Consider the following 25,818-nt stretch of genomic DNA (forward strand, 5'->3'; position numbering starts at 1 on the left):
ATTCTGGCGTCTATCCCCTAATTTCACATGACGAATTTCAAAATTTATATGTATCTGATAATTTAAAAAGAAAATCATGAAAACATTAGATGACTTATTTGAACACCAATTACAAGATTTATACAGTGCTGAAACACAACTCCTCAAAGCAATCCCCAAAATGGCTGAAAGTGCTACGGACGCCAAACTAAAGAAAGCATTTGAAGACCATCTTAAGGAAACAGAAAACCACAAAAAGCGACTGGAAGAGGTTTGTGACGATTTAGGCATTGATCCTAAAGGTGAAAAATGTAAAGGTATGGAGGGCCTAATTAAAGAAGCCGAAAGTTTTATTAAGGAAAAAAAAGATGACGATGTTAATAATGCAGGTTTGATTGCTGATGCACAACGCATTGAACATTACGAAATTTCTGGTTATGGTACTGCCGTAAGATATGCGAAAGAATTAGGACATAAAAGCGTTGCTACCAAATTGCAAAAAACATTGGACGAAGAATATAGCGCTGATGAAAAACTTGATAAAATGGCCGAACAGCGCCTGAATAAGAAAGCGAAAGCTTCTAAATAACATCCAAAAAATCCCGAAGATTACTTCGGGATTTTCTTTTAAGTATGTGTCTTCAATACATCTTCGTAATCCAGTTATCGGGATGATAAACAACTGAAAATTGTCATAATAACAGTGTATACACCAATAATGCCGTTACACTAAAGACAATATGCGCGAAAAAAATATGTACATAAAACTGTCTGTATTTAAATTGTGTTGAGACGCCAACAATCTTGAAAAGCAGCATCCAACCTAAAACACCTAACACCCCCAAAGCACACCCAAATACAACGCTCCAAACAACAGTTCTTGGCGCCGCTGTGAGTTTCCATAAGACTTCATAAAATCCTAAAAATGGAATTCCCAACAAAAAATGAATGATCCAGCCCCAAACATTTGTATTATTTCCTGACGACTTTCCTCGGGCACGTTGCATCAATATTGAGAGGCGCTTGGGTTCTCTGAATTCATTACCTGACACTACAGTCCAAGCTGCGCTGAATAAAGTCATACCCACCACTGCTAAAATCCACATGATAACAAAGCCACCTAGCGACATCTATTTGTGTTTTTCCTTAATTATACTGCACTAATAGCATTTTTCTTAATTTTTAAAGGGTAGTACAATTATTTACACGCACCCTCAGTTATCATATAGTGAATAGGCTTAAATGTACCACCATTACTATCTTCTGCAGAGCAAGCTGTCAAGGCTACGATAAGATCCATTTCTGCTTGAAACTTCACCATATCTCCAGCTTTTGATGTTGGTGGCAAGACTTTCAACTTTCCTCTTTCATCAAACTGTACATTCATAAATACATTAAAGGCCGTAGGAATATCATCCACATCAATGCCATAAGGTTGTAGATTTTTATAGAGATTTTCCTGACAACTTGGATGGTAGTCTGGATTATCATACATGATTTGAAATGTTTCTGGGCTGCAAGGCGCCAAAAGGAAATCATTGCGTCCATTGGTATCGGCAATGATTTTCATCATTTTATTCGATCTGTTACTCCATAAATAATTCCCCTTGGTTAGTAATATAGATTCTTCAAAGTCCATCGATTTTCCCGCAGATATTTTCTCTTTGGTGTCTTCACGATTAAACGCGACCATATCACTGACTTGCTGCCCCATAGGGTCAATTATGGTAAGCACGTTTCCTTTTTTTAATTCGAAGGCAGCTCCAGTTTGTGGAGGTATAATATGTAATGTATTCATAAGGTCTTCATTTTTTGGTGAAAAGGGCATTTCCACTGATCGCCAACAGCTCTGCCACTGTATTGCTTTGCTTCGGTATCTGAACCGAAATCCCGCAAAACAGGATTAATTGACCCTTGTAATTTTTTATCACGCCGTCTAATTCTTTTTTTAACCGTTTGATAGGTCCCCATTTCTCTCAACTTTTCAAATTGCCAATGCAAATTCATCACCACCGTGCAATAAGGTGCGCGCCTTGCAAATCTGGAGCTCTTTGGATGCATCCCTACAATGTAAAATGCTTTTCCCTTAAGACTAAAACTAAAATTAGGACTTTCAACGTCATCACTCACTTCGGCGTCCCAGTCTTCATCATCACAGTCATGCAGTTTTTGCAAGAGATTCCAAAGGGCCTTTTCAAATTCAAGTTCGGTTTCAAAATCATTCTCCTTAAAACAAAACAATAAGGTTTCAAAATCATTTGACTCAAAATCATAATTATTTAAATAGGTTTCAATATCTTCTAACATTGGTTCTATCACCGTGTCAGACCGCATGTCATCATAAATCTTGAGATGATAATTATCCAATTTAAATACTGCATTCGCCATTATACAAGGATGTTTTTCCTTGATGATAAATTCTTTATAAGCTGACTCAATATTGTGCTGTTCTTCTAAACTCATTGTCTTCATAGTTTTCGAGCTATCGTTGTACATCCGTTAACAACCAATCGTCAATAGTGTCATCATTATCTTTATGTAAAACAACCATATCTCCTGTAGATTCGAAGATTACAGCTTTAATTTCTGACAGTTTTATAACGTTGGCTTCTCTTAATTTAGACCGTATATCGCCTTCCGTAACCCTTACGGCCTTCATATTATCAAATAAAAGTGTTTCGCCATCCATTACTAAGGTAGGTTCATTATCAGTGAGTGATCTAAACCAGTTAAAGCGCCTTAAATAGGCCGCCATTAATTGGAGAATGTACACTATTAATAGTGCGACAGCTCCTTCCAAAAAACTCACACGCTCTGACAATATTGTCGTAGCGATTATTGAGCCTACTGCAACAGTCATGGCAAAATCAAAACTGGACATTTTTGAGAAACTTCGTTTTCCAAAGATGCGGGTATAGAGAATTACCGCCACATAAATAAAAAATGTAGTGAACAACATGAGGAAGAAAGTCTTTTGGTTTAATACAAAAAGATCTTCGAATGCCTCTTCAAATTGAGGTTCTAATACGAGACTTGTTATGGCTAAATTCTGAAGCATAGGCTCAAAGGTTTAATCATTAACTATAAAAGCGTGTATGACGCCAGGAATCCAGCCAATTAAGGTGAGTATAATACTAACAACAAGGGTGGTTCCTACACCATGTTTTAAAAAAACAGCTAAGGGTGGTAAGAAAATATTTAATAGAATTGTAACTAATGACATAGATTTTATATTTAAAGAATTAGTAATGAAATTTGCTCGTTGATTGCTGCTCAGTAACCATTCAAAAAGAGTAGCAATGCGCACTTATTTGATTCTGCATTATATGCTAGGGATAAAAATATAAATAAGGAGTCTAGACCTTTAGTGCGATAGCCAAAAATATGAGCTCAATAACTGAGAGCTAAGTAAGAGAGGAACACCATAGGGCTTGCAGAGCAAAAACTGTATAGCAATTGGGTACTCTAATTCAATTGAATTAGTCTTTATTCCCAATTACAATATAGAGCATAATACTGTTGAGGACGAAGGAAATTCCATTGGTTACTATTATTGGCCAGTCTTCTTTTAAAATACCATACACCGTCCATAGACCTACTCCGCAACATAGAATAATAAACATATATGGACTTACATCTTCAACCTCCCTTGTTTTGATGGCTTTTATAATTTGAGGCAAAACCGCGACGGTTGTGAGCACGCCGGCTAAGATGCCGATAATTTCTTCAAAGGTCATAAGTTATTTTGCTGTTTATTATATGGATTTATTTTAGGAGTTTAATTCCTTCAAAAATCGTTTACAAGTCGCATTATATAAAAGAACCAAGCATCGAAATGATTTTGTTTCAACTCTTGGTTCCTTATATAGAAAATAGTCCGCTAGTTCATTTTGGTGAACCTCAAAACGAATCTTTTAGCTTACACTGGAATCTTTTGTGCTTGCGCCATTCGATCCCAATTGCGATGTTGCTTCATGGCATTGATGAATTTTGAAGGATCACTATTCAAACAAATAGCGGCATCATCCTTGAAATCTGACACATAAGTTGTTTTTAAAAACTCCACGCCTTCAGCGTCTGCCGCAATAGCTTTACAATGTTTTAAAGCTTCGTTTATAAATTTGGTGAATTTCGCTTCCTTCTTTAAGGCCTTTATGGAGTCTTTACCACCAGGAACATAGAGCGCATCAAAAAGCACGCTTTCAGTGGTGTTAATAGCAGCATCCACTTTTTGTTCCTTACCATCATCACTCTGTACAGTGCCGCCATGCGGCGCCACAACTTTAATCATCGCCCCCTCCTTTTCTAATGCATTTTTGATTTTATTAAAGTCGGTCATCGAGAATCCGTCGCCAACCAGAACTGCGACTTGGCGGGTCTCGATGCTATCAAATTTCGTATTGGACTGACTTAAGGCAGGGTCTTTTTCTAAATAAATTTTCTTTTTTGGCGGTTGAAATTTTTCGACATCTGCATCAGCCCCTATCGCTTGATTCAATGGTTTTTCAACAGATTTTGGAACTTTAAGTCCTAGTCCATCTGCGACTTTTTTCGCTAGATCTTGATCAATTTGTGCTATAACATACAACATACGCTCTTGAATGTGTTGATGTGTACATTTCCCTAGTTCAAAGATATAGGCATCCGTAACATGTTGTTTCTCATAATCAACAAGACTTCTATAAAATAAAGCAGGTTGAGAAAAATGATCGCTAAAACTTTCACTTCTAGTTCTAATTTTTCTAGCGTCAATACGTTCCTCATAATGCGTAAAAGCACCTTCAGACATTTTAGCAAGATGTGGACACCCACCACTCAAACTGTTAGGAAAATATGCTGTTTGTCCTTTAGGGATATCCATTTGCATGTGCCCATCCCGCTGATTGTTATGCGTTGGCACTACAGGCCTGTTGATTGGAATTTGATGAAAATTAGGCGATCCCAATCTGGAAAGTTGTGTGTCTCGGTATGAAAAAAGTCGGCCTTGCAGCAGCGGATCATTAGTGAAATCAATTCCTGGGATGATATGACCCGGTAAAAATGCCACTTGTTCTGTTTCAGCGAAGAAATTTTCTGGATTTTTATTTAGAGTCATTTTACCAATAATCTTTACTGGTACCATTTCTTCTGGAATTAATTTGGTGGGGTCTAATAAATCAAACTCAAATTTATGCTCATCCTTTTGCGCCACTATTTGTAGGCCTAATTCCCACTCCGGAAAATGGCCAGCATCAATCGCATCCCATAAATCACGACGATGGAAATCAGAATCGGCGCCACTAATTTTCACCGCTTCGTCCCAAGTAACGGAATGCACGCCCAATTTAGGTTTCCAATGGAATTTTACAAAATGCGATTCCCCTTTATCATTGATCAATCTAAAAGTATGAATCCCAAAGCCTTCCATCATACGTAAACTTCTGGGTATGGCCCGATCACTCATGACCCAAATTTGATTGTGAAGGGTTTCTGTGGTCCGCGAAATAAAATCGTAAAAAGTATCGTGAGCGGACGCCGCTTGAGGAATCTCCTTGTTCGGCTCTGGCTTTACGGCGTGTACCAAATCTGGAAACTTCATAGCATCTTGAATAAAAAAGATCGGCATATTATTTCCTACCAAATCCCAAGTGCCTTCTTCTGTATAAAATTTAACCGCAAAACCACGTACATCCCTAGCCAAATCAGTAGATCCTTTAGAACCTGCTACGGTTGAAAATCGCACAAATACTGGCGTTTTTCTGCTGGTATCCGTAAAAATTCCAGCTTTACTGTACTGCTCTATACTGTCATACAATTCAAAATAACCATGGGCACCACTCCCTCTAGCGTGTACAATGCGTTCAGGGATTCTCTCATGGTCAAAATGGGTAATTTTCTCTCGTAATAAAAAATCTTCTAGCAATGTAGAACCACGTTCGCCTGATTTTAAAGAATTATTGGTATCATTAACTTTAAGACCTTGATTGGTGGTCATTACGGTGTCTTTCGTTTCTACTTCAAAACGCTTTAAGTCTTCTATTTTTTTAGAATCGGGATTATTGGAGTTCTTCTTGGCCATCAGATTTTAATTTTAAAAAATTAGTAATGTATTGCACCATATAAATGGGCCTTATAATAATTTAGGATACTAAAATTGATGATTAAAAGTCAGAAAGCTTAACACAAAAAGTGAATTTTGTGTCGTTATTAAAATTATAATACCATCGGAAATAACTATTATTTGCGATATTGGATTTACGATTTACGATTTAAGAAATACACGATAATTAAAACGCTATCTCAAGTTGAATTGGACAATGGTCAGAACCAAAATAGTTTGACATTATACTGACGGAACTTATATTATCAATAAATGAATTGCTGACTATAAAATAATCTAAACGCCATCCTGTATTGCGCTCACGAGCCTTAAATCGATAACTCCAATAGGTATAAGCAACTGTATATGGATAAAAATGACGATAAACATCCACAAAGCCCGAATTGAGCAAATTGTCCATCCCGTCAATTTCAATCTGTGTATAACCCGCTGTTTTATTGTAGTTTGACTTATCATTTTTAAGATCTATAGGCCGATGCGCCACATTTAGATCGCCACAAAGTATAACGGGTTTGGCCTCTTCCAAATTCTTTAAATAATCACGGAAATCATTATCCCATTGTTGTCGGTAATCCAATCGATCCAATTGTTGTCCGGAATTTGGTACATAGACATTCACCAAATAAAACCCATCAAATTCTGCACAGATGATCCGTCCTTCAGTATCGTGTACTGCAATACCCATATCATACGTTATGGAAAGGGGTTCTATTTTGGTTAAGATAGCCACGCCCGAATACCCCTTTCTATCTGCCGAATTGTAAAAATGATGATAGTCAGTCAGTTGAGACAAGGACTTTTCAACTTCGTTATGTTGTGCTTTAGTTTCTTGAAGACACAGCACATCAGGATCAAGTTGAGAGATGTCGGCAAAAAAATATTTTTTGGTAATGGCGCGTATGCCGTTAATATTCCAAGAGATGATGTTCATATGTAACAAAAGGTATATAAATTAATAAAATATTGTTTTAAAGTCTGAAGCGTTAAACATCTCCATGATATTTATTTGAGCCAAAAAAGACTAAAGTCTCGATCCCTTAAATACTATAAACTAGCTTATCGAATCACTAATAATGGCATTTTTCTATTTCTGATCAGCAAATCGTTGGTCACACTTCCAACAAATAAGGACGTTATATTATTTGCTCCTCTAGCCGCCGTTACCATAATATCAAAATCTCCTTTTTCTGCGTGCATTTCAATAGCCTCCACTACAGAGAGACTTCGTCTGTCAATATATTTAAAGGGAATGTCTTCCCTCAATTTATATTTCCTTCGGAATTGAATTACCTTTTCCTTTAGATGCAGTTTCGTTTTATCAATTGCTTTCTCGGTGTTAATGTATGGGAAAAAGAAGGATGGAATATTGTACACGTGCAACGCTTCAACCTTACCTCCTGAACGCGCTACCAAACTGTCAGCTACTTCGAAACACTTTGCAGATGCTGAACTAAAATCTGTCGGAATAAGGACTTGATCCATACCGTGTCTGGCTTCCTCAGGCACCAACAACACATTTGCATCGAGCATGCGTACCAATTTTTGTGATAAGGCACCAGTACCTTGCAATTCATCTTTGTTACCTGTAACCATAATATCAATTTTATACTCCTTGGCTAAATGTGTAAGAATACTCTCCGTATAATCGTCAGAAGTAATGATCAGAGTATACGGAACAGATGCCGTATAATGTTCATCTATAGATTTTTGCAAGCCTCTATCTACAATATCTTCCACGGTGATACCTTCTTCCAAAAAATCGTCATATAAATCATATAATTTATACTGTTTGATATTATGCGTAAAATATAAATGTTCAACATTCCAAACCTTGCACAAAAAGCTCACATATTTTAATAGAATTGGATCCATTGCAGTAAGGTCTAGAGCTACCATTAAATTTAACTCGTTCTCTAATTTAATTTTCTTTGTCATGGCTTAACGTCACTTTTTTTTTGAAGTAAATTTACAAATCGGTTATTTTCGGTTCTTTACCTATGTCTTTATTGGGATCAATCTTTTTCAAATTTTTCTCTTCGCGTTCTTTATTTACCAAATCGAGAATGTTTTTGCGATAGCTTTCGCGTTCCAGAAGTTTTTCCTTTCGTTCAGCCTTTTCATAGTCTTCCGTCATACCCCGAAACAATGAAAAACACATTAAACCCAGAAGTATGGCAAATGGCAAGCCAGAAATGGTTACCACAGTTTGTAGGGCATTTAAGCCTCCCCCGTACATTAAAACAGAGGCAATGACACCAATAGCAACGGCCCAAATAACACGTTGATATGGTGGCGTTTTTAATTTGCCACCCGATGTAATACTATCCACTACCAAAGCGCCAGAATCAGCCGAGGTTATTATAAAGCTACAAATTAAGATGACACCTAGTACCTTTAGCAACATGGCTAACGGGAATTTATCGAAAAACACATATAGGGCTGTCGAGATATTGTCATTAACAGCAGCAATCATGGCGGTATCGCCTAGTAAAATATCACGCATGGTGGTTCCACCAAACGCACTAAACCATAAGAAGGTCACTAGTGCAGGAAGAATTAACACACATAATATAAACTCTTTAATGGTCCGTCCTTTGGATATTCGTGCAATGAACGTTCCAACGAATGGCGACCAGGAGATCCACCAGCCCCAATACATAATGGTTCGAGTTTTTTGCCAATCGGTACCCTGTAAAGATTCAGTCCACGTAGACATATCAATAAAATGCACTAAATAACTACCTATATTTTGGATGTATGATTTAAAAATGAAGGTCGTAGGCCCTAAGACAAGTACTAGTAAAAAGATGGCAGACGCCACTCTAACATTGAGCTTACTTAGCATTTGCACCCCTTTATTTACACCACTAAAGGCTGAAATAGTAGCGGCAAGAGTCACCCCTAAAATTATGATGACCTGATAAAATAACGAGCTCGGAATTCCAAAAACATGGGTCAAGCCGGAGTTAATTTGTCCAACGCCAAACCCAATGGTTGTGGCTAGCCCAAATAAGGTGGTGATAACGGCCATGATGTCTATCATATCGCCCATCCAGCCGTGAATCCTATTTCCTAATAAGGGATAGAATGCGGAACGTAAGGTGAGCGGCATTTTTCTATTAAAGGTAAAATACGCCAAGGATAGCCCGACCACCGAGTAGATGGCCCAACCGTGAATGCCATGATGAAGAAATGAAAAGTTGATGGCTTCCTGTGCAATTAACGCTGGCTCATGCCCCGCTAAGCGCGGCGGATTCAAGAAATCGCGCACTGGATCTGCAATACTGAACAGTACTAAACCATTTCCGATGCCCGCACTAAATAACATAGCGAACCAAGCCCATAAACTGAACTCTGGTTTCGCCTTGTGTCCTCCAATCCTGATTTTACCAAACTTACCAAAGGCCATGTATAAGCCAAAAACAATAAAAAGATTGACGACCAATGTATAAATCCAGCCGCCATGAGCAGAGACGAAGGTTTGCGCCATCCCAAAATAGTAATCGGCTTGTTCCTTAAAAACTAGGGTAAATCCTACCGTAAAAATGATAACCGCGATGGCGGTTAAAAACACGGTCTTATTGACAACGAGACCTAAAAACTTGGATGCACTTTCTTTTCTAGCGACTTTTATCGACATATAAAAATTGATTTATTGAAAAATGACTGTATTTCTTAGAATGTTAATGAGTGAACCTATCAGCGGCCACAGAATGGGAGCCTAATAAATAAGCGACCCCCATTATAACATTTTAAATATACTTTGCAAATTTTTCGCTTAAATTTTCCAAAGATAATACAGCCCATATAACCAAGGTTACTATTGTAATTAAGAGGATGCTTTAAGTTTGTCAGAAACCGAATATTCAAAAACAAAAATCTAACTTAAAAACTAATAGCACTTCAATACAACTTCAGAATTTAAAATGCAGCGGCTGTACCATCACCATCAACTCTAAATTAACGCTTAAAAACATTTTCAACATACCAATGGATATCACTGTAAAAAAAGGTTTATATATCAATGACGCAGAGACAATAGCAATAAAAAAAAGTTAAAAAATCTAGGATATCTTCTTTGACAGATTCAAATTTATTAACTTAAAAGGCGAAATTCATTTGTGAGCGGTGTTTCAAACAAACTATCAAATTAATATTGTCCAATCATGAAAAATACTGTTTTAATTACTATCACAATTATGACGTTTTTCAGCTGTAATCAGGATAATAAGAGCAAGTATATTTCAGTCGAAAAGAAAATAGAGCAACCAAAAGACCGAGAAAAAATCCCAGCGTTGACAAATTTTGATACGGTATCTTACGCTGATCGTGGCCTAAAGTATGCTCTAAACACTCAAGCTGTATTAGGAAATAACTTAATGAAGGCAATTGAAAGCAGTGGCACCTCGGGAGCCTTAACCTTTTGTAATGAAAAAGCATATCCATTAACGGATAGCATGGCAAAATTGCAAAAAGTCAACCTCAAGCGCGTAACTGATAAACCCAGAAATCCGGACAATCAGGCTAATGCTGCAGAATTGGAGCACATTGAAACATTTAAAGAAATTATTGCAAACCAAGAATTACCAAACCCAATGATAAGTGAATCTGGAGGCAAGGTGTTGGTATATTATCCTATTCTTACCAATTCCATGTGCTTGCAATGTCACGGAAAACCGAATAAAAATATCGCGTCTTCAACACTATCTAAATTAAAAATACTTTACCCAGAAGATAAAGCCATTGGTTATGGGGTCAATGAAGTAAGAGGTTTGTGGAGTGTCACATTTCATAAACAATGAGTTGGCTACTACAGCCATTAAAACAATTTAAAAGTAATGGACTTATCAGAAGAATTTTGGGACAATCGTTACAAAACCAATGATATTGGATGGGATTTAGGAGAAGTTTCACCGCCTCTAAAGGCCTATTTTGATCAATTATCAAATAAGAATTTAACCATATTAATTCCTGGAGGCGGCAATTCTTATGAAGCAGAATATTTACACCAGCAAGGTTTCACAAATGTATATGTTGCAGATTTGTCTAAAACCGCTTTAACCAATATCAAACAGCGCGTGCCTTCCTTTCCTACCTCGCATTTAATTCACCAGAATTTCTTCGATTTGACACTGAAATTTGATTTGATTATCGAGCAGACTTTTGTCAGCGCTATTGATCCGTCTTTAAGAACCAAATATGTTTCAAAAGCTGCTGAACTATTGCATAAAAATGGCAAATTAGTAGGTCTGCTATTTGATGCGCCTCTAAACGCTGACAAACCACCTTTTGGAGGAAATAAAGCAGAATATCAAGCGTATTTTGAGCCTTATTTTAATATTTTGAAGATGCAACCAGCATATAATTCACATCCTAATAGACCGGGCAAAGAGTTGTTTATAAACCTTCAAAAGAAAAAATAAAACTATTTAAAATTTTCATAAAAATTTAGATAGCCTTTCGTCTCTATAATCTGTTTTGTAACTTAGGTTACTGACAATTTTCTCAATATTGAGTATTTTTAATCGATAAACTATTTAAATGAATAGAAAAGAGCATTGGGAAACCGTTTACGAGACTAAAAATCCGGATCAGGTCAGTTGGACCCAAGAAAAACCTGTTGTCTCCTTGCAACTTATTAGGGAAAGAAATTTGCCAAAAACAGCTAAAATTATTGATATAGGTGGCGGCGACAGTAAATTAGTGGATTATTTGTTGGAAGAAGGTTATACGGATATTTCTGTATTGGATATCTCGGCCAAAGCCATCGAAAAAGCCAAGTCCCGATTAGGAGAAAAAGCCAACAAAGTTCAGTGGATTGTAAGCGATATTACCACCTTTAAACCGACGCACACGTATGATTTATGGCATGATCGGGCGGCGTTTCATTTTCTGACAACTCAAGAACACATACGAGCTTATGCCAAATTAGCCAATGCTTTTGTAACGGACAGTTTGATTATAGGAACCTTTTCTAAGCAAGGACCTCAAAAGTGTAGCGGGTTAGACATCACCCAATATAACGCTGAAGAATTAACTGTAGTGTTTGGTGATCAATTTGAGAAAGTAACATGTCTCACTACTGATCATACCACACCATTTGATACCGTACAAAATTTTCAATTTTGCAGTTTTAAAAAACAGAATTAATTAAAAAACTATGACTAATAGAGGTTGTTTTAAACAGCCTCATTTAAAATATTAAACTATGAATATTAAACAATTTGAATACAAACCGCTCTCCCATTATTCTTATGCTATTATTAGTGATGGCAAAATGGCGGTTATAGACCCAGAACGTGATCCACAACAATACCTCGATCACGCAAAATCGAATAATGCCAAAATTGTTGCGATACTTGAAACCCATCCGCATGCTGATTTTGTGAGTTCGCATCTCGAATTGCACAAACAGACAGGCGCAACTATCTATAACAGTGCCAAATTAGGTGCCGACTATCCGCACCAATCGTTTGATGATGGAGATAGCATCGCTTTAGGCAACATCACTATCAACGCTATAAACACACCAGGACATTCTCCAGATAGTATTACCATTGTCGCCACAGAGGGTGATAAAACAGCTTTGTTTACAGGCGACACGCTATTTATTGGCGATGTTGGCCGTCCTGATCTTAGAGAAAAATCCGGCAAAACACAGGCCAAACGAGAGGAATTGGCCGAAATGATGTATGATACCATCACTACAAAATTCAATGATCTACCCGATAATGCTGTGGTCTACCCCGCACACGGCGCAGGTTCGTTATGTGGAAAGAACATGAGCGATGCCGCAAGTAGTACATTAGGTATGGAGCGACAATCAAATTGGGCCTTTAAAAAACAAACTAAAGAAGAATTCATTAGCACACTACTTGCTGGGCAACCATTTATTCCAGCGTATTTTGGCTATAATGTTGATATCAATAAAGTTGGAGCTGACAACTTAGATCCTTCCATTGCAGAAATTCCGTTTACTGAAAACACTACGGTTAAAGGACTTATAGTGGATATGAGAAATGAAGATTCCTTTAAAAAAGGACATTTAAAAGGAAGTTTTAATATTCAAGCAGCATCAGACACCGCCAAATTTGAAACTTGGTTAGGTGCCATAGTAAAGCCAAAGGAAACATTCACCTTGGTAATTGACGCTAAAAAGAACAAGGACAAGCTTTTAAATCGTCTGGCAAAAATTGGATATGAAAAACAGGTCAAACAAGTCATTACCTTGGCAGATGAAAACCTAAAAAAATCTGAGGAATTGGATTTGGAAGATTTTAAAAACAATCCTGATAAGTATACAATTGTTGATGTTCGGAATACAAGCGAAATCAATGACGGAAAGTTTTTCAAAAATGCCCTAGCCCACCCACTTCCAGAGTTAAGAGATACCGCGGAGGATATCCCAACAGATAAGCCAATTGTGGTGCATTGTGCTGGTGGTTACCGTAGTGCTGCAGGTAGCAGCATTCTCGAAACCAAATTAGAAGGCGCTACCATTTATGATTTAAGCGATGACGTAGAACAATTTAAAAATTGAGTCTAAAAACACCCATTAAGGATTATGGATTTGTAGTGATTCAACTACTGCTTTTTGTAGCCTATATTTTACCGCTCAAATTATATGAAATTCAACTTCCCGAATGGCTACGTTATTCGGGATTGTTTGTTTTAAGTATGGGTGTAATATTAGGAATCGTGGCTACCTTGCAGTTAAACACGAAACTCTCTCCGTTCCCATCGCCGGTAGAAGATGGCAAACTGATTACCACAGGTGCTTTTCGTATTTCTCGGCATCCCATATATACCGCTCTGTTGTTTTCAGGATTGGGGTACGCGCTTTACAACCTGTCACTTTACCAAATGTTGATCACCGGATTTCTTCTTCTATTATTTTATTACAAATCCGATTATGAGGAGACCTTATTGATGCGGAAATATCCAGAGTATAACACTTATAAAAAAAGCACGCGACGCTTCATTTAACATTAGTAGTCTCGAGATTTCCTGATCATAAAGTTTACTCATGAGCATTTGCAGCAATCAAAAGTTGGGCAATGGTATGCATCCCTCGCTTTTTAGCGTGTTGAAGCGGGGTGACACCATCATTATCGGGAATATTGACATCAGCTCCCGCCTTTATCAACACGTCCACAATGGCAATTTGGGTTTCTCCTGTACTGCCTAAAACAATCGCCTCCATAAGTGCTGTCCATCCTAAATTATTAATATGATCTATAGGATATTTTGGGAGCTCGGTGAGTAATTTTACAACCTCCAAATGGCGTTTTTCCGCTGCCGGGATCAGCGCAGTGCCCCCATACCGATTATAAATATCGAAACGTGCCCCATGGGAAAGTGTCATTTTTAAAATTGCTAAGTTGCCACTTGCACCAGCATATAAGTGTGGACTGTTTAGCATATTGTCCTGCGCATTGACATCGGCACCTGAAGCCATGAGCATTTCAGCAATGGTATTGTCGTTATTGTAAGTCGCCAGCATTAAAGGCGTTCTGCCTTTGTGGTCCTTCACTTCCAAGTCTGGCTGTGATTTTAAAAGTTGTGCAACGCGTTCAACGTTTCTTTCCGAAACAGCTTTTAATAGAGAAGTCGAATCTTGTGTTGAATATTCCATACTTTTAGTTTCGCTTGAATTGCCACAGCCTTGTAAGGGCAAGCATCCCATTAAAATTAACAGTAAAATTCTTTGCGTAACCTTCATAGCGCATCAATTAAGGTGAATTATCAAAGATAACGAACATTACACTAATCGGAAACTCTCAGTTTTATACGGATTGAAGGGAGTACCGCTTTAAAGCATAATGGATACGAGCTCTTAAAGCTGTCAAGCCTCCCTTTTAGATTTCTCTATTTCAAACTTCTCAAAAAATCCTTGAATTCTGAGTTACTGTAATCTGCCATACCTTTATGGGTTAATGCCAAATTACCTGCCGCATCAATCACATACGTTGTCGGAATTGCTGAAGATTGATACATTGGCGGCAAATTACTCGCTGGCGCATAAATTGGCAGATTGTAACCTTTTCGCTTATCAAAGGCCTTGGCCAATTCAAAATTCTGGTCTAAGGACAGGATGACGAATGCTACCTCATCGCCCATTTCTTCGTGCAATTTGTCGATGCTCGGCATTTCTGCAATGCACGGCGGACACCACGTGGCCCAAAAGTTCATAAAAATAACCTTGCCTTTTAAATCTGCTAGAGACGTAACTTTTCCGTCCCTATCCATCAATTTCAGACTAAAATCGGCTTCGGTTGCTGTTGTTGAATCACCTGCTTCACTAGTGTTTTCAGAATGTCGCACTTCAGTGATGTCCTTAACATCCGGATTCATCAATCCTGTGGCCAAGAGTCCGCGCTGGGCAAATCCAATCACTTCCGTATGTAAGCCCGTTGCGTAAAGCGTGATGGCTATTGCGGCAAATATGGCGTACTGAATCCAAGAGTTCTTGGCGTTTTTATTGTTATTATCTTTTTTCATCTGAGTTCTTTATTAATTAAATTTATAGGCCGTTCCGGGTACCGTGGAAAACGAATAAGTACCTAAATAGTCGCAATAGGCTCTGCCTTCCAAAGTTGGTGCTACTGGCGAGTTTTTCTGAAGATATTCCTCAACAGCCTCATGAATGGTGTAGTCCATCACTTTAACATCCTTGACGTTAGGCATGCGACATAAATTATCGAGTGGGTCTCCAGGACGTACACAGGCAGAGACCGTGTAATATTCGTCATCCTTCATTTCCTCACCTTTAACGATGATGCTTGAAATCCGATTCCCTCGCTCATTTTGACTGTTAAAGCTGACTTTCATGCCTGAGAATCGCACTAACCAACCTCCAAAACGTTCTGTCGGATTTTGAGAAAACGCATTATGCATTTCCTTTTCCAACCAGTCCTTAATTTGCTTTCCTGTAGCCCTTCCGGTTTTTACGGGTTCATTCACCGGCAACAAATTCCATAAATTCGCTCTCGTAATTGGCGCTGGCTTTCCGTCTGCAGGCACAATTGGGTTTCCAAAACGAAAGCCGTTGGAGATAGAAATATCGGCACCTGTTTTCCAACGTGCAGCATCGGTAATCATGTTATCCATTGGATTTTCAACGGTTAGATATCTATAAATTGGTGTGTTTGTATGGCCAACCACCGTTTCTAAATAGGCTTTATAAGGCGCTTTTTCTTCGTCAATTATCGCTTGTAAAGTTTCATCGACTTTATAAACCTCCGGATCAACATCCATCAGTTCATAATCATCAGCCACTAATTGACCATCCACAAAATGGAGCGTCAACTTCCCTACAAACGATCCAAAGGCACCGGGCTCGGTAACTTTAGCATATTTCCCTTGAATCATTTCGCGTACGCGTTCATGGGTATCATTGCCTAAAATATAATCGACGTTCTCCGCAATCGGATTACTTGCCAATTCCACTTGTTTAAAAATTCCCAGATGCGTCACTAAAAATAAGACATCAACTTTCTCTTTCATTTTAAAGTCGTCGATCATGGTTTTTAAGTCCCCATCCAAGCCACTAAACCCAATCCCTTCACTAAAAATAGGATTTTGCCGTACGGGAACATCCGGATCGTTAATCCCAACAAAACCAATACGAATACCTTCAATTTCTTTGACCCAAGAGGCTGGAAACAATGGTTCTTCGTTAGCTTCGTGATACATGTTCTGAACAATCACTTCTGTCCCGTAATCTTGCATCACATTCATCATAATCTCCTTACCGTACACCACTTCCCAATTTCCAGGAATGATGACATCATAACCCATATTCTTAATGATTCTAGGCATCACTTTACCTTCAGACAAAGCAGTATACCCACTCCCTTGAATCAAATCTCCCCCATCCACAATAATGGTACGATTAGGATTTTTTTGTCGTTCCTGATCAAAGAGTGTTTTTATATTTGCGAGACCACCTCTATTTTTAAAGACGACTTCATCATTCTCCCAAAACAACTCAGGATGCGGGTCCAATTGTCCGTGAATATCGGCTGTTTGCAAGATGGTAATGCTCAACGTGTCCTTAGTTTGCACTTTACTGTTTATTGGTGTGGAAGCTTCTGTCTTACATGCCACCGAAATCATTAGTATGCCAATAAGTAAAGTCGATTTAACTAGTATTTTTTTGATTGTTTTCATACCTACAGACTGATGCTTTTATATCCTTTCTTCTGAAGTTGGAAATTATGCAGAATACCATTATCTACGGTTGTCATTTTACGTGGAACCTTGGTTTTATCCACTTTAAATTTATTGAGCGAAAAACCACAGGCCACTAATTGAACGCCCGCTTTTTCTGCTTTTTCAATAAAGTGATTGATCTTTTCAGGATCGGTAATATCTCCTATTTCCTTGCCACAAATAATGACTTGAAAATCGCCAAAGGCATTGCCTTCTTCAGCCTTTAGTGCCTCAGCTGTTAAAATTATAGGTTGTAATTGTGCTACCTTTTTGGTAAGTAACACATAATTATTTTTACCATCTGTACTTTCCTGTCCAGTCATAGGAATTGCTGTAAAAAAGGTGAGAATAAATAATACGGAACTAAAAATATATGTTTTCATAAGTGTTTATTTTAAAAGTTTATCAGTGTCGTTCAGTATAAAAAAGAGAAGTCCACCTAAAATTGCGATGTTTTTAAATAAAGGGCCAAGTGTTGTAATTTGTCCCACTTGAACCGTTAAAGTGATGGGAATTAAAACAGCCATCAGGACGACTGCTGCCCATTTGGTTTTATAACCGATGAGGAATAAAAAGCCTGCGCCAAGCATGGCAATACCAGACAGAATGATAAGCCATTGTGGTTCGCCAAAAAAGTGTGCGATGCCTTTAAAGCTCGCTTGCTCTATGCGTTGTGCCGTTTTTTCTACGTGTATCAGATGATTAAAACCTGCGACTAGAAATATGCCGCTGACTAAAATGCGTAATACCTGTATAGAACGGCGACTAATTGAAATATGTGTCGTCATTTTTTGAATGTATAAATGAGATTGATGGATGTGGCGTGTGGGGAAACGTAATGGGTCAACTCAGTTAATCTGAGTTAGCAATATGACGTACAAACACACCGAAAAAAGGATAAGAAATAAAAACTACGCCCAGCGCGGTGGTGGGGAAACGCTTTCTAAATAGCGGTAATTTAATTTTGAAGGGAGATGATCATCCAATTGTGTTATCTGACCTGAAGTATTGATATGCCATGAGAACATTTCTAAATGAAACGGTGTGGTACACTGCCCACTTAAGCTTAACATCTCTTTGGAAGTATGTTGATTTTGATCAGAAAAATTCTGATTTTTAGAACTTAAATCAGCATCAGCCTGTTTTTTACAAAACGGTTTCACAAAGGTAATGTCGCTACCACTAAATATGGTATTCAGTGCGCGCGCATCTATGGCAACAAATTTTGCCATAAAAATAAATGTCAAGAGGACCGCTATGTATGTTTTAGGTTTCAATCTTACAAACATAAGTCAAACACCGCTGTTTTTATGTAACTTTTGTTACGCAGGCGTGTTAAAGTCGTATTAAAAAATAGGTTTCGTTTGCGGCTCAAACACCAAAATTTAACTATCGCTATCCGTTATCAAAGTTTTACTGCGGATAAATGACCATTTTACTCATTTGTGGAAATGACCGTTCAAGTCGTTGCGGAATTCTGTCCAATTGCCCGAAATGGGAAACATAACCGCGTCTTGATGATACCAAAATAATGATATCCGTTTCGGCCATATTTTCAGTGAGTTTCATAAAATGCTCCCAATCATTAAAATGTGAATAATTTAAATTTAGGGTGACTTTATTCTCTTTTGCAAATTTCAGGATGGCCTCATGCGTTGGCTCCGTACTATGCAGTTCGATAGGAACGGATAGTTCTATAGATAATTTGGCTATTTTGTGAATCCAAATTGCGAAGCCCTCTTCGAACTCAGCATTTGGAGGCACGACTAAAATTAGTTTTTTATGATTGGCCAACGGTATTTCAAAATCGCAGATAAAGAGAGTTTTCTCAGTATTTTGTAAAATACTTTCCATTTTATCGCCAATTAATTTATCTAAAAACCCTGTTTTTTGAGGCCAGCCTAACAATATGATATCGGCCCTTATTTCTTTAGCCGTTCGAGAAATCCCACTGGCAGCATTATGGTCAATGGTGGCCATAATTGTGGCGTTCGTATCTGATGCAGTAGCTTCATTGATATATTTTTCCAACCCTTCTTTGGCTTTTATAATGGTCTTTTCAGCCTCCTTAGTATTAGGAACTACAGTTAGAATAGACAGTGGATTGGTTGACTTTTGCTCCTTTATCAACACTGCAAAATCGAGTACTTTATCAATGTTCACAATATTCGCAATGGGTATAAGAATATTCTCTTTGTGCGCTCTGTAGGTCAAATGTAAATAATCGTCATCATCAACATCCCGTATAATCATCTTAGCCGCACTTTCTGTCGCAAAAGAGGCCACTATGCACGTCACTAGTATTAAAATAACTGTCCCATTAAGAATATTGGCATCTAAAATTCCGGCTTTGTATCCTACCAAAATAACCGCGAGAGTAGCCGCCGCATGGGCACTACTTAATCCGAAAATTAATTTGCGTTGTCCTTTAGAGAATTTAAAAATAATTTGGGTAATCCATGCTGCCATCCATTTTCCAAAAATAGCCACAAAGGTTAAGGTACCCGCAATAATCAAAGCCATTGGACCGCTAAGAATAACGCTGACATCTACAATCATCCCCACACTTATGAGAAAAAATGGGATAAAAAGCGAATTGCCAATAAATCCGATCCGATTCATCAGTGCTGAAGAATGTGGAATAAGTTTGTTTAGTGCCAATCCCGCTACGAAGGCACCAATAATTGATTCCAGACCCGCTAATTCAGCTAAAAACGCTGAGAAAAACACTACGGACAGTACAAAAATGTAATGCGAGTGTTTTTCACTCTCCAATTTCCTAAAAAACCATTTGGCTATTTTTGGAATGACCAAGAACATAAAGGCTGAAAATAAAACAAGAGAGATTCCCAAACGCATCCAGAAGTCGATAGTTAATCCGCCATTGTGAGATCCTAATATGACCGCTAATAAAACCAACACGGCAGTATCAGTTAATATGGTCCCTCCTACGGTTACGGCTACAGCTAGGTTTTTAGACAGTCCAAATTTACTCACTATTGGGTAAGTCACTAATGTATGCGTAGCAAACATACTAGAAGTAAGCAAACTGGCATTAAAGTCGAAGCCCAGAATGTAATAGCACACCGGAAACCCGATACTTATAGGTATGGCAAAGGTTAAAAAACCAAATAGGAGACTCTTATTACGGTTGACTTTAAATTCGTTGAGATCCAGTTCCAAACCTGCTATAAACATAATATAGAGGAGTCCGATGGTCGAAAACACGTCTACAAACAGACTCTTTTCTAAAATATTTAACCCCGCAGGACCTATGATGATTCCAGAAACAATCAGTCCAATAATTCCTGGAATCCGTATTCTGTGCAGCACTATGGGCGCTAGTAAAATGATAAAAAGGATCAATGAGAAAATCAACACCGGGTTGTGCAATGGCAACTGAAATTCTTCTATAAGTTGGTTAATGATGGTATCCATAGTTAGCACTTGTATTGAAAGCTGAAAATGCATCAGTTGCCATCACGATGCAGAACTGCGTATTAACAAGCAAATATAGTAATAAGATTCGCACACTTATTTAGCAACGATAAGGTATGATGTTAAATTTTTTAGAAAAATAACCAATAGTAGAATGTAGTAACTAGTTATGCGATTAGTATTCAAATTCCAATTGAACAATAATCGAATAACAGACTCATAATATGATAGTTAAACAAAATCAGGTTTATACCTATATTTTTTGTATATTTGTTAACCAAATGGTTAGACTTTATGGTTAACATGAAAAAAGAAGAGTCTACAGAGCAACAAATTTTGGAAGCGGCCAAAAACATATTTCAATCTAAAGGTATGGATGGCGCAAGGATGCAGGAAATTGCCGATAAAGCGGGAATCAATAAGGCAATGCTTCATTATTATTACAGAAGCAAACAATTGCTTTTTGAAGCCGTATTTAAAAATGTTTTTTCACTCTTGGCCCCTCAGTTAAATACCATACTCAACGATGATTCTTCAATTGAAGAAAAAATCAGACACTTTACCAATGACTATACCTCATTTATGATGAAGCATCCATATCTACCAAATTTCATCATTAATGAACTAAACAGAAATGAAGATTTTATAATAAAACTTAAGAACACTACTGGATTCCCCAATATTAAAAAATTTAAAGCTCAAGTGGATAATGAGATAAAAGCAGGGGTTTTAAGCCCTATTGATGCTGACCAATTATTCGTGAACATATTAGCGTTAAACATTTTTCCGTTTTTAGGAAAACCGTTGGTTAAAGCACTCACCACAAAGGATGAAACGTCTTATATGGCATTTGTAGAAAAAAGAAAAATTGAAGTTGCCAATTTTATAATCCAGTCCATAAAAAAGTAACTGTATGAAATTGTTTTTTTTCATAGGGGTAGTAATAATAACAAGCACTGTGGTTTCGCAAGAAATAGTCACACTTCAGGAATGTTATGATTTAGCCTCTGTCAATTATCCTCTAACGAAACAATTGTCCTTATTTGAAACGCAACATCAGTTGGAGCAGGAAGTTGTTTTATCATCAAAATTGCCGCAATTTAGTTTTGATGCACAAGCTACCTACCAGTCTGATGTGATTGCTGTTCCAATTCCAAATTCAACCATAAAACCAATCAATAAAGACCAATATCGTGCAACCCTATCCGTAAATCAACTGATTTATAATGGCGGTGCAACAGATGCCTCGCTGAACGTGAAATCATCACAACTCAAAACCAAACAAAAACAGGTTGAAGTAAACCTCTATCAACTAAAACAACACATCAATCAACTCTATTTCTCGATTTTATTGGCACAGGAAACGGACTTATTACTCCAATCAAAACAGACCTTGTTGGAAGTTAAATTGAGTGAAGTTATTTCGGGCATCAAATATGGCGTACTTCTACCTGCATCAGATAAAGTTTTGAAAGTTGAATTGATAAAAATAAAAAAACAACTTAAAGACATTGAGAGCAATAAAGTAACCTTAATTGAAACACTGTCCAGTATCATTGGGCACCATTTGGATCCTTCCACCACATTTCAAAATACGTTGATTGAAACCATTACTACAACCGAATTAACCCGACCCGAATTAGAACTATTTCAACTTAAAAAAGATGAAATTGAAAGCAACGAGGCAGTTATAGCCAAACAAAATTCTCCAAAATTATTAGGATTTGCTACAGGTGGCTATGGCAATCCTGGATTGAATATGCTCGATAATTCCTTTCAACCCTTTTATAGTCTTAGTGTGAAATTGAATTGGAATGTTTTCGACTGGAATTCCAATAAAAAACTACGAGAAGCCCTGTCAATCAATAAAGATATTATTGATACTGAGACAGAAACCTTCAAACTAAACACCAACACTGAACTGAACCAGCAGCTCAACGAGATTAAAAGGATAGAGGCGTTTATCGCTTCAGATTTAGAGATCATCAACCTTCGCAAAGAAGTACTTAAATCTGCCGATTCTCAGCTCAAAAATGGGGTCATTACCTCATCGGCATATATTACCGAACTCACTAATTTATACGAAGACGAAAACACTTTAATCAAACATAAAATTCAGTTACAATTGGCAAAAGCAAATTACAATGTTATTAAAGGACATTAATAACCTCCTGCATTTAGTGCACATATACGCAGAGGGTTGTAAGCATAACAAAAAACAATTCTGCGAAAATCAGCGAAATCAGCGGGAAACAAACACATATAGCATGACATACTCTAATTATATAATCCCTTTAAGCCTAGTAGCAACTATCCTATTCTCCTGCGACAAATCCAACGGAAAAGCAGATGGCTACGGCAATTTTGAAGCCACAGAAATAACAGTTTCTGCTGAAAACAACGGAAAACTGATGCAGTTTGATGTCAATGAAGGCGACCAACTTACCAAGGACCAATTTATAGGGTATATTGATACCATTCCGTTGGCCTTAAAACGTGAACAATTGTTCATATCAAAAGACATCATTAGTTCAAAATCTAAAGGGGTTCTGTCTCAAATTAATGTGTTAAATGCTAAATTAAAAACAGCTCAAACCAACAAAACCCGCTCCGAAAACCTGATTAAAGATAATGCAGGCACACAAAAACAGTTGGATGATGTTCAGGGCGAAATAGAGGTTATAAAAAATCAAATTCGCAGTGTTGAAATCCAGAATGCGCCTGTAGTCAACGAATTGAAGAGTATCGATATACAACTCAAACAAATTGATGATCAGATTGATAAAAGTAAAATTGTCAACCCAATAAATGGTACTGTATTAACCAAATATTCAGAACCTGGGGAGATTACCTCTTTTGGGCGACCATTGTATAAAATAGCCAATTTGGGCAGCATGCAATTGAGAGTCTACATCAGTGAAACTCAGTTGGCAAACATTAACATTGGGCAAGAAGTCACCATTAAAATTGATGATGCTGACACGATGAAGGCTTACAAGGGCATAATCAGCTGGATTGCTTCGGAAGCGGAGTTCACTCCAAAAATCATTCAAACCAAAGAAGAACGCGTGGCATTGGTATATGCTGTTAAAGTGGACGTCACGAATGACGGAAGCCTAAAAATTGGCATGCCCGCAGAATTATGGTTTTACAATTCGAATACTAATTAAAACATAATAATCATTAAAAACAGAACCAATGAAACATTTAATTTTCGCACTTGGTCTATTGACCATCGTAAGCTGCAAGGACAGTAAAACTTCAGAAACCACCGTGCATACGGATGCCATTGACCACGCCGTGGCGGCCGATGATGAACATCATAATGATGAAACATCCAACGTATATGGCAATACTTGGACTAAAGACATGGCAATGGACAATGGTGAGAAATGGCAAGCAGATGTAACCACCAATGAAGGGGTTAAACAATTGCAACAAACCTATTATGCCCAGACCACAAACAGCTTGGAAGACTATCATAAATTGGCCGAACAACTTAATGAAGATAAAAACTACGTGGTAAAAAATTGTACGATGGAAGGCCCGTCCCATGACAATTTACACGTTTGGTTACATCCATTAATTGAAAAAATTGCGGCGCTTTCAAAAGCTGAAACGATTGAAGATGCTACAAAAATCAAAATTGGCATTGAAGAAAACATTAACTAGTACGACACCTATTTTAAATAACAAATCATATAAATACGATGGAAAAACATAGTTATAACGTCAACATCCATTGGACACAAGACCGAAAAGGGATGATGTGTTCACCAGAATTAGAAAACAAGGAGACTAACGACACCAATTGCATAGAAGTAGCAACACCACCCGATTTTGATAAAGGAATGCCGCATATTTGGTCACCTGAACATTTGTTTACGGCAGCAGTGAGCAGTTGCTTAATGACCACTTTTTTAGCCATTGCAGACTATTCAAAATTGGAATTCGTCAGTTTTAAATGTCGCTCAAAAGGTATTCTGGAGAAGGTAAATGGCAAATTTGTAATCAGTGAAGTACTGCTATTCCCTGAAGTTGTTATTTCTGATGAATCTAAGCGTGAACGCACTCTACGCATTATAGAAAAATCAGAAAAAGCCTGTTTAATCTCAAATTCCATTACATCAAAAATCACTATGGAAACCAAAATCAGTGTTCAAAACTAATAATCTGTGGGCATTTCAATACATAACATATCAAAATCCTATAAAGATGTAAAAGCCTTGCAGGACATTTCATTTGAGGTCAAGCCGAATGAACTTTTTGGTATTATTGGTCCTGATGGTGCTGGTAAGACAACATTATTCAGAATTTTGACCACACTCTTATTTCCTGACCAGGGCACAGCAACTGTGGCTGGATTTGATGTGATTAAAGATTACAAAAAGATCAGGAACAGCGTAGGTTACATGCCTGGTAAATTCTCCCTATATCATGATTTGACAGTTGAGGAAAACTTAAATTTCTTTGCGACAATTTTCGGAACGACTATCGAAGAAAATTATGATTTGATTAAGGATATTTACGTACAAATTGAACCTTTTAATGACCGTCGTGCAGGTAAATTATCGGGTGGCATGAAGCAAAAGCTAGCCTTGAGCTGTGCGTTAATCCACAAGCCCAAAGTATTATTTTTAGATGAGCCCACTACAGGTGTCGATCCGGTTTCGAGAAAGGAATTCTGGGAAATGCTAAAGCGTTTGCAACAAAAAAATATCACCATTTTGGTATCTACACCTTATATGGATGAAGCCGCTTTGTGTGACCGAGTAGCTTTAATTCAAGATGGTAAAATTTTGCAGATAGACACTCCAAAAGCTATTGTGAAACACTATCATAAGTCTATTTATAATGTAAGGTCAGCAAACATGTACCAGCTGATCACAAGTTTAAAAGCCTATGAACACCACCATAGTGTTTATCCTTTTGGCGAGTTTGTGCATTATACAGATAAACGATCCGATTTTAATCCAGCCGACTTAATTGCCTATTTAAAATCTAAAAACCTATCCGATATCTATATTGAAAGAACCGAAGCCACTATTGAAGACACCTTTATGGAATTAGCAATATAAATGTCAGTT

Annotated in this window: 29 protein-coding genes; 12 read left to right on the plus strand and 17 right to left on the minus strand. The window is 37.6% G+C overall.

What is annotated here, in order from left to right; genetic code table 11:
• The first annotated feature begins 76 nt into the window (after positions 1-76).
• Positions 77-568, plus strand: coding sequence for a YciE/YciF ferroxidase family protein (locus BXY82_RS12225; protein WP_133758461.1), 492 nt, complete (start codon positions 77-79; stop codon positions 566-568).
• A 103-nt stretch (positions 569-671) separates the two neighbouring features.
• Here the strand turns inward: BXY82_RS12225 and BXY82_RS12230 are convergent, their stop codons facing one another.
• The 10 genes from BXY82_RS12230 to BXY82_RS12275 all read right to left on the minus strand — a co-directional run bounded on the left by BXY82_RS12230 (position 672) and on the right by BXY82_RS12275 (position 9,719).
• Positions 672-1,109, minus strand: coding sequence for a hypothetical protein (locus tag BXY82_RS12230; protein ID WP_133758462.1), 438 nt, complete (start codon positions 1,107-1,109; stop codon positions 672-674).
• Positions 1,110-1,177: 68 nt separating this feature from the next.
• Positions 1,178-1,777 (minus strand): DUF1989 domain-containing protein, encoded by a 600-nt coding sequence (locus tag BXY82_RS12235; RefSeq protein ID WP_133758463.1) that lies wholly within the window; start codon positions 1,775-1,777, stop codon positions 1,178-1,180.
• Positions 1,774-2,442, minus strand: a complete 669-nt coding sequence (gene gntA, locus BXY82_RS12240) for a guanitoxin biosynthesis heme-dependent pre-guanitoxin N-hydroxylase GntA (protein WP_243835806.1) — start codon at positions 2,440-2,442, stop codon at positions 1,774-1,776. Before gntA ends, BXY82_RS12235 begins: the two co-directional genes overlap by 4 nt.
• Before the next feature lie 19 nt (positions 2,443-2,461).
• Positions 2,462-3,037, minus strand: coding sequence for a DUF421 domain-containing protein (locus BXY82_RS12245; RefSeq protein ID WP_317128585.1), 576 nt, complete (start codon positions 3,035-3,037; stop codon positions 2,462-2,464).
• 12 nt (positions 3,038-3,049) lie between these two features.
• Positions 3,050-3,202 carry a YqaE/Pmp3 family membrane protein gene (locus BXY82_RS12250; protein WP_133758465.1) on the minus strand — a complete coding sequence of 51 codons (153 nt, stop codon included), beginning with the start codon at positions 3,200-3,202 and terminating at the stop codon, positions 3,050-3,052.
• Positions 3,203-3,458: 256 nt separating this feature from the next.
• A complete protein-coding gene (locus BXY82_RS12255; RefSeq protein ID WP_133758466.1) occupies positions 3,459-3,716 on the minus strand; it encodes a SemiSWEET family sugar transporter in 258 nt (85 codons plus the stop codon).
• A gap of 182 nt (positions 3,717-3,898) precedes the next feature.
• Positions 3,899-6,037, minus strand: a complete 2,139-nt coding sequence (locus BXY82_RS12260; protein ID WP_133758467.1) for a catalase — start codon at positions 6,035-6,037, stop codon at positions 3,899-3,901.
• 208 nt (positions 6,038-6,245) lie between these two features.
• Positions 6,246-7,010 carry an exodeoxyribonuclease III gene (locus BXY82_RS12265; RefSeq protein WP_133758468.1) on the minus strand — a complete coding sequence of 255 codons (765 nt, stop codon included), beginning with the start codon at positions 7,008-7,010 and terminating at the stop codon, positions 6,246-6,248.
• Between the two features lie 125 nt (positions 7,011-7,135).
• On the minus strand, positions 7,136-8,014 hold the full coding sequence (locus tag BXY82_RS12270) for a universal stress protein (RefSeq protein ID WP_133758469.1): 879 nt from the start codon (positions 8,012-8,014) through the stop codon (positions 7,136-7,138).
• Positions 8,015-8,045: 31 nt separating this feature from the next.
• Positions 8,046-9,719 (minus strand): BCCT family transporter, encoded by a 1,674-nt coding sequence (locus BXY82_RS12275; RefSeq protein ID WP_133758470.1) that lies wholly within the window; start codon positions 9,717-9,719, stop codon positions 8,046-8,048.
• A gap of 526 nt (positions 9,720-10,245) precedes the next feature.
• Here BXY82_RS12275 and BXY82_RS12280 point away from each other — a divergent pair.
• The 5 genes from BXY82_RS12280 to BXY82_RS12300 all read left to right on the plus strand — a co-directional run bounded on the left by BXY82_RS12280 (position 10,246) and on the right by BXY82_RS12300 (position 14,065).
• Positions 10,246-10,881 (plus strand): Tll0287-like domain-containing protein, encoded by a 636-nt coding sequence (locus BXY82_RS12280; RefSeq protein ID WP_133758471.1) that lies wholly within the window; start codon positions 10,246-10,248, stop codon positions 10,879-10,881.
• 36 nt (positions 10,882-10,917) lie between these two features.
• The gene (locus BXY82_RS12285) at positions 10,918-11,502 is read left to right on the plus strand and encodes a methyltransferase domain-containing protein (RefSeq protein WP_133758472.1); all 585 of its coding nucleotides are present in this window, start codon (positions 10,918-10,920) and stop codon (positions 11,500-11,502) included.
• Positions 11,503-11,620: 118 nt separating this feature from the next.
• On the plus strand, positions 11,621-12,229 hold the full coding sequence (locus BXY82_RS12290; RefSeq protein ID WP_133758473.1) for a class I SAM-dependent methyltransferase: 609 nt from the start codon (positions 11,621-11,623) through the stop codon (positions 12,227-12,229).
• A 58-nt stretch (positions 12,230-12,287) separates the two neighbouring features.
• Complete coding sequence (locus BXY82_RS12295; RefSeq protein WP_133758474.1) at positions 12,288-13,619, plus strand: MBL fold metallo-hydrolase; 1,332 nt, start codon at positions 12,288-12,290, stop codon at positions 13,617-13,619.
• Positions 13,616-14,065, plus strand: a complete 450-nt coding sequence (locus tag BXY82_RS12300) for a methyltransferase family protein (protein WP_243835808.1) — start codon at positions 13,616-13,618, stop codon at positions 14,063-14,065. The genes BXY82_RS12295 and BXY82_RS12300 overlap by 4 nt, the downstream gene beginning before the upstream one ends.
• 34 nt (positions 14,066-14,099) lie before the next feature.
• On the opposite strand, the gene BXY82_RS12305 is transcribed toward BXY82_RS12300, so the two are convergent.
• The 7 genes from BXY82_RS12305 to BXY82_RS12335 form a co-directional block, all read right to left on the minus strand.
• Entirely contained in the window at positions 14,100-14,801 is a 702-nt protein-coding gene (locus BXY82_RS12305; protein ID WP_133758475.1) for an ankyrin repeat domain-containing protein, read from the minus strand.
• Positions 14,802-14,947: 146 nt separating this feature from the next.
• Complete coding sequence (locus tag BXY82_RS12310; RefSeq protein ID WP_133758476.1) at positions 14,948-15,580, minus strand: TlpA family protein disulfide reductase; 633 nt, start codon at positions 15,578-15,580, stop codon at positions 14,948-14,950.
• 12 nt (positions 15,581-15,592) lie between these two features.
• The gene (locus BXY82_RS12315) at positions 15,593-17,251 is read right to left on the minus strand and encodes a bifunctional metallophosphatase/5'-nucleotidase (protein WP_133758477.1); all 1,659 of its coding nucleotides are present in this window, start codon (positions 17,249-17,251) and stop codon (positions 15,593-15,595) included.
• A 2-nt stretch (positions 17,252-17,253) separates the two neighbouring features.
• Positions 17,254-17,676, minus strand: coding sequence for a sulfur reduction protein DsrE (locus tag BXY82_RS12320; RefSeq protein ID WP_133758478.1), 423 nt, complete (start codon positions 17,674-17,676; stop codon positions 17,254-17,256).
• Positions 17,677-17,682: 6 nt separating this feature from the next.
• Positions 17,683-18,081, minus strand: a complete 399-nt coding sequence (locus BXY82_RS12325) for a DoxX family protein (protein ID WP_133758479.1) — start codon at positions 18,079-18,081, stop codon at positions 17,683-17,685.
• A 123-nt stretch (positions 18,082-18,204) separates the two neighbouring features.
• Positions 18,205-18,525 (minus strand): hypothetical protein, encoded by a 321-nt coding sequence (locus BXY82_RS12330; RefSeq protein WP_243835810.1) that lies wholly within the window; start codon positions 18,523-18,525, stop codon positions 18,205-18,207.
• A 181-nt stretch (positions 18,526-18,706) separates the two neighbouring features.
• Positions 18,707-20,731, minus strand: a complete 2,025-nt coding sequence (locus tag BXY82_RS12335; RefSeq protein ID WP_133758481.1) for a cation:proton antiporter — start codon at positions 20,729-20,731, stop codon at positions 18,707-18,709.
• A 303-nt stretch (positions 20,732-21,034) separates the two neighbouring features.
• On the opposite strand from BXY82_RS12335, the gene BXY82_RS12340 reads away from it, so the two are divergent.
• From BXY82_RS12340 to BXY82_RS12365, 6 genes are all read left to right on the plus strand, one after another.
• On the plus strand, positions 21,035-21,640 hold the full coding sequence (locus BXY82_RS12340) for a TetR/AcrR family transcriptional regulator (RefSeq protein ID WP_133758482.1): 606 nt from the start codon (positions 21,035-21,037) through the stop codon (positions 21,638-21,640).
• Positions 21,641-21,644: 4 nt separating this feature from the next.
• Entirely contained in the window at positions 21,645-22,895 is a 1,251-nt protein-coding gene (locus BXY82_RS12345; protein WP_133758483.1) for a TolC family protein, read from the plus strand.
• Between the two features lie 103 nt (positions 22,896-22,998).
• A complete protein-coding gene (locus BXY82_RS12350) occupies positions 22,999-23,901 on the plus strand; it encodes an HlyD family secretion protein (protein ID WP_133758484.1) in 903 nt (300 codons plus the stop codon).
• A gap of 28 nt (positions 23,902-23,929) precedes the next feature.
• Positions 23,930-24,403, plus strand: a complete 474-nt coding sequence (locus tag BXY82_RS12355; RefSeq protein WP_133758485.1) for a hypothetical protein — start codon at positions 23,930-23,932, stop codon at positions 24,401-24,403.
• A 38-nt stretch (positions 24,404-24,441) separates the two neighbouring features.
• The gene (locus BXY82_RS12360) at positions 24,442-24,900 is read left to right on the plus strand and encodes an OsmC family protein (RefSeq protein WP_133758486.1); all 459 of its coding nucleotides are present in this window, start codon (positions 24,442-24,444) and stop codon (positions 24,898-24,900) included.
• A gap of 6 nt (positions 24,901-24,906) precedes the next feature.
• Positions 24,907-25,809 (plus strand): ABC transporter ATP-binding protein, encoded by a 903-nt coding sequence (locus BXY82_RS12365; protein WP_133758487.1) that lies wholly within the window; start codon positions 24,907-24,909, stop codon positions 25,807-25,809.
• The last annotated feature ends 9 nt before the right edge of the window (positions 25,810-25,818 follow it).

Origin of the sequence: Gelidibacter sediminis, from assembly GCF_004364975.1 — a bacterium.
GTDB lineage: Bacteria > Bacteroidota > Bacteroidia > Flavobacteriales > Flavobacteriaceae > Gelidibacter > Gelidibacter sediminis.

What these genes read in the sequence shown, in the direction of transcription:
- BXY82_RS12225 (WP_133758461.1), top strand. Translation starts at nt 77, where the DNA reads ATGAAAACATTAGATGACTTATTTGAACACCAATTACAAGATTTATAC.
- BXY82_RS12230 (WP_133758462.1), bottom strand. Translation starts at nt 1,109, where the DNA reads ATGTCGCTAGGTGGCTTTGTTATCATGTGGATTTTAGCAGTGGTGGGT.
- BXY82_RS12235 (WP_133758463.1), bottom strand. Translation starts at nt 1,777, where the DNA reads ATGAATACATTACATATTATACCTCCACAAACTGGAGCTGCCTTCGAA.
- gntA (WP_243835806.1), bottom strand. Translation starts at nt 2,442, where the DNA reads ATGAGTTTAGAAGAACAGCACAATATTGAGTCAGCTTATAAAGAATTT.
- BXY82_RS12245 (WP_317128585.1), bottom strand. Translation starts at nt 3,037, where the DNA reads ATGCTTCAGAATTTAGCCATAACAAGTCTCGTATTAGAACCTCAATTT.
- BXY82_RS12250 (WP_133758465.1), bottom strand. Translation starts at nt 3,202, where the DNA reads ATGTCATTAGTTACAATTCTATTAAATATTTTCTTACCACCCTTAGCT.
- BXY82_RS12255 (WP_133758466.1), bottom strand. Translation starts at nt 3,716, where the DNA reads ATGACCTTTGAAGAAATTATCGGCATCTTAGCCGGCGTGCTCACAACC.
- BXY82_RS12260 (WP_133758467.1), bottom strand. Translation starts at nt 6,037, where the DNA reads ATGGCCAAGAAGAACTCCAATAATCCCGATTCTAAAAAAATAGAAGAC.
- BXY82_RS12265 (WP_133758468.1), bottom strand. Translation starts at nt 7,010, where the DNA reads ATGAACATCATCTCTTGGAATATTAACGGCATACGCGCCATTACCAAA.
- BXY82_RS12270 (WP_133758469.1), bottom strand. Translation starts at nt 8,014, where the DNA reads ATGACAAAGAAAATTAAATTAGAGAACGAGTTAAATTTAATGGTAGCT.
- BXY82_RS12275 (WP_133758470.1), bottom strand. Translation starts at nt 9,719, where the DNA reads ATGTCGATAAAAGTCGCTAGAAAAGAAAGTGCATCCAAGTTTTTAGGT.
- BXY82_RS12280 (WP_133758471.1), top strand. Translation starts at nt 10,246, where the DNA reads ATGAAAAATACTGTTTTAATTACTATCACAATTATGACGTTTTTCAGC.
- BXY82_RS12285 (WP_133758472.1), top strand. Translation starts at nt 10,918, where the DNA reads ATGGACTTATCAGAAGAATTTTGGGACAATCGTTACAAAACCAATGAT.
- BXY82_RS12290 (WP_133758473.1), top strand. Translation starts at nt 11,621, where the DNA reads ATGAATAGAAAAGAGCATTGGGAAACCGTTTACGAGACTAAAAATCCG.
- BXY82_RS12295 (WP_133758474.1), top strand. Translation starts at nt 12,288, where the DNA reads ATGAATATTAAACAATTTGAATACAAACCGCTCTCCCATTATTCTTAT.
- BXY82_RS12305 (WP_133758475.1), bottom strand. Translation starts at nt 14,801, where the DNA reads ATGAAGGTTACGCAAAGAATTTTACTGTTAATTTTAATGGGATGCTTG.
- BXY82_RS12310 (WP_133758476.1), bottom strand. Translation starts at nt 15,580, where the DNA reads ATGAAAAAAGATAATAACAATAAAAACGCCAAGAACTCTTGGATTCAG.
- BXY82_RS12315 (WP_133758477.1), bottom strand. Translation starts at nt 17,251, where the DNA reads ATGAAAACAATCAAAAAAATACTAGTTAAATCGACTTTACTTATTGGC.
- BXY82_RS12320 (WP_133758478.1), bottom strand. Translation starts at nt 17,676, where the DNA reads ATGAAAACATATATTTTTAGTTCCGTATTATTTATTCTCACCTTTTTT.
- BXY82_RS12325 (WP_133758479.1), bottom strand. Translation starts at nt 18,081, where the DNA reads ATGACGACACATATTTCAATTAGTCGCCGTTCTATACAGGTATTACGC.
- BXY82_RS12330 (WP_243835810.1), bottom strand. Translation starts at nt 18,525, where the DNA reads ATGGCAAAATTTGTTGCCATAGATGCGCGCGCACTGAATACCATATTT.
- BXY82_RS12335 (WP_133758481.1), bottom strand. Translation starts at nt 20,731, where the DNA reads ATGGATACCATCATTAACCAACTTATAGAAGAATTTCAGTTGCCATTG.
- BXY82_RS12340 (WP_133758482.1), top strand. Translation starts at nt 21,035, where the DNA reads ATGAAAAAAGAAGAGTCTACAGAGCAACAAATTTTGGAAGCGGCCAAA.
- BXY82_RS12345 (WP_133758483.1), top strand. Translation starts at nt 21,645, where the DNA reads ATGAAATTGTTTTTTTTCATAGGGGTAGTAATAATAACAAGCACTGTG.
- BXY82_RS12350 (WP_133758484.1), top strand. Translation starts at nt 22,999, where the DNA reads ATGACATACTCTAATTATATAATCCCTTTAAGCCTAGTAGCAACTATC.
- BXY82_RS12355 (WP_133758485.1), top strand. Translation starts at nt 23,930, where the DNA reads ATGAAACATTTAATTTTCGCACTTGGTCTATTGACCATCGTAAGCTGC.
- BXY82_RS12360 (WP_133758486.1), top strand. Translation starts at nt 24,442, where the DNA reads ATGGAAAAACATAGTTATAACGTCAACATCCATTGGACACAAGACCGA.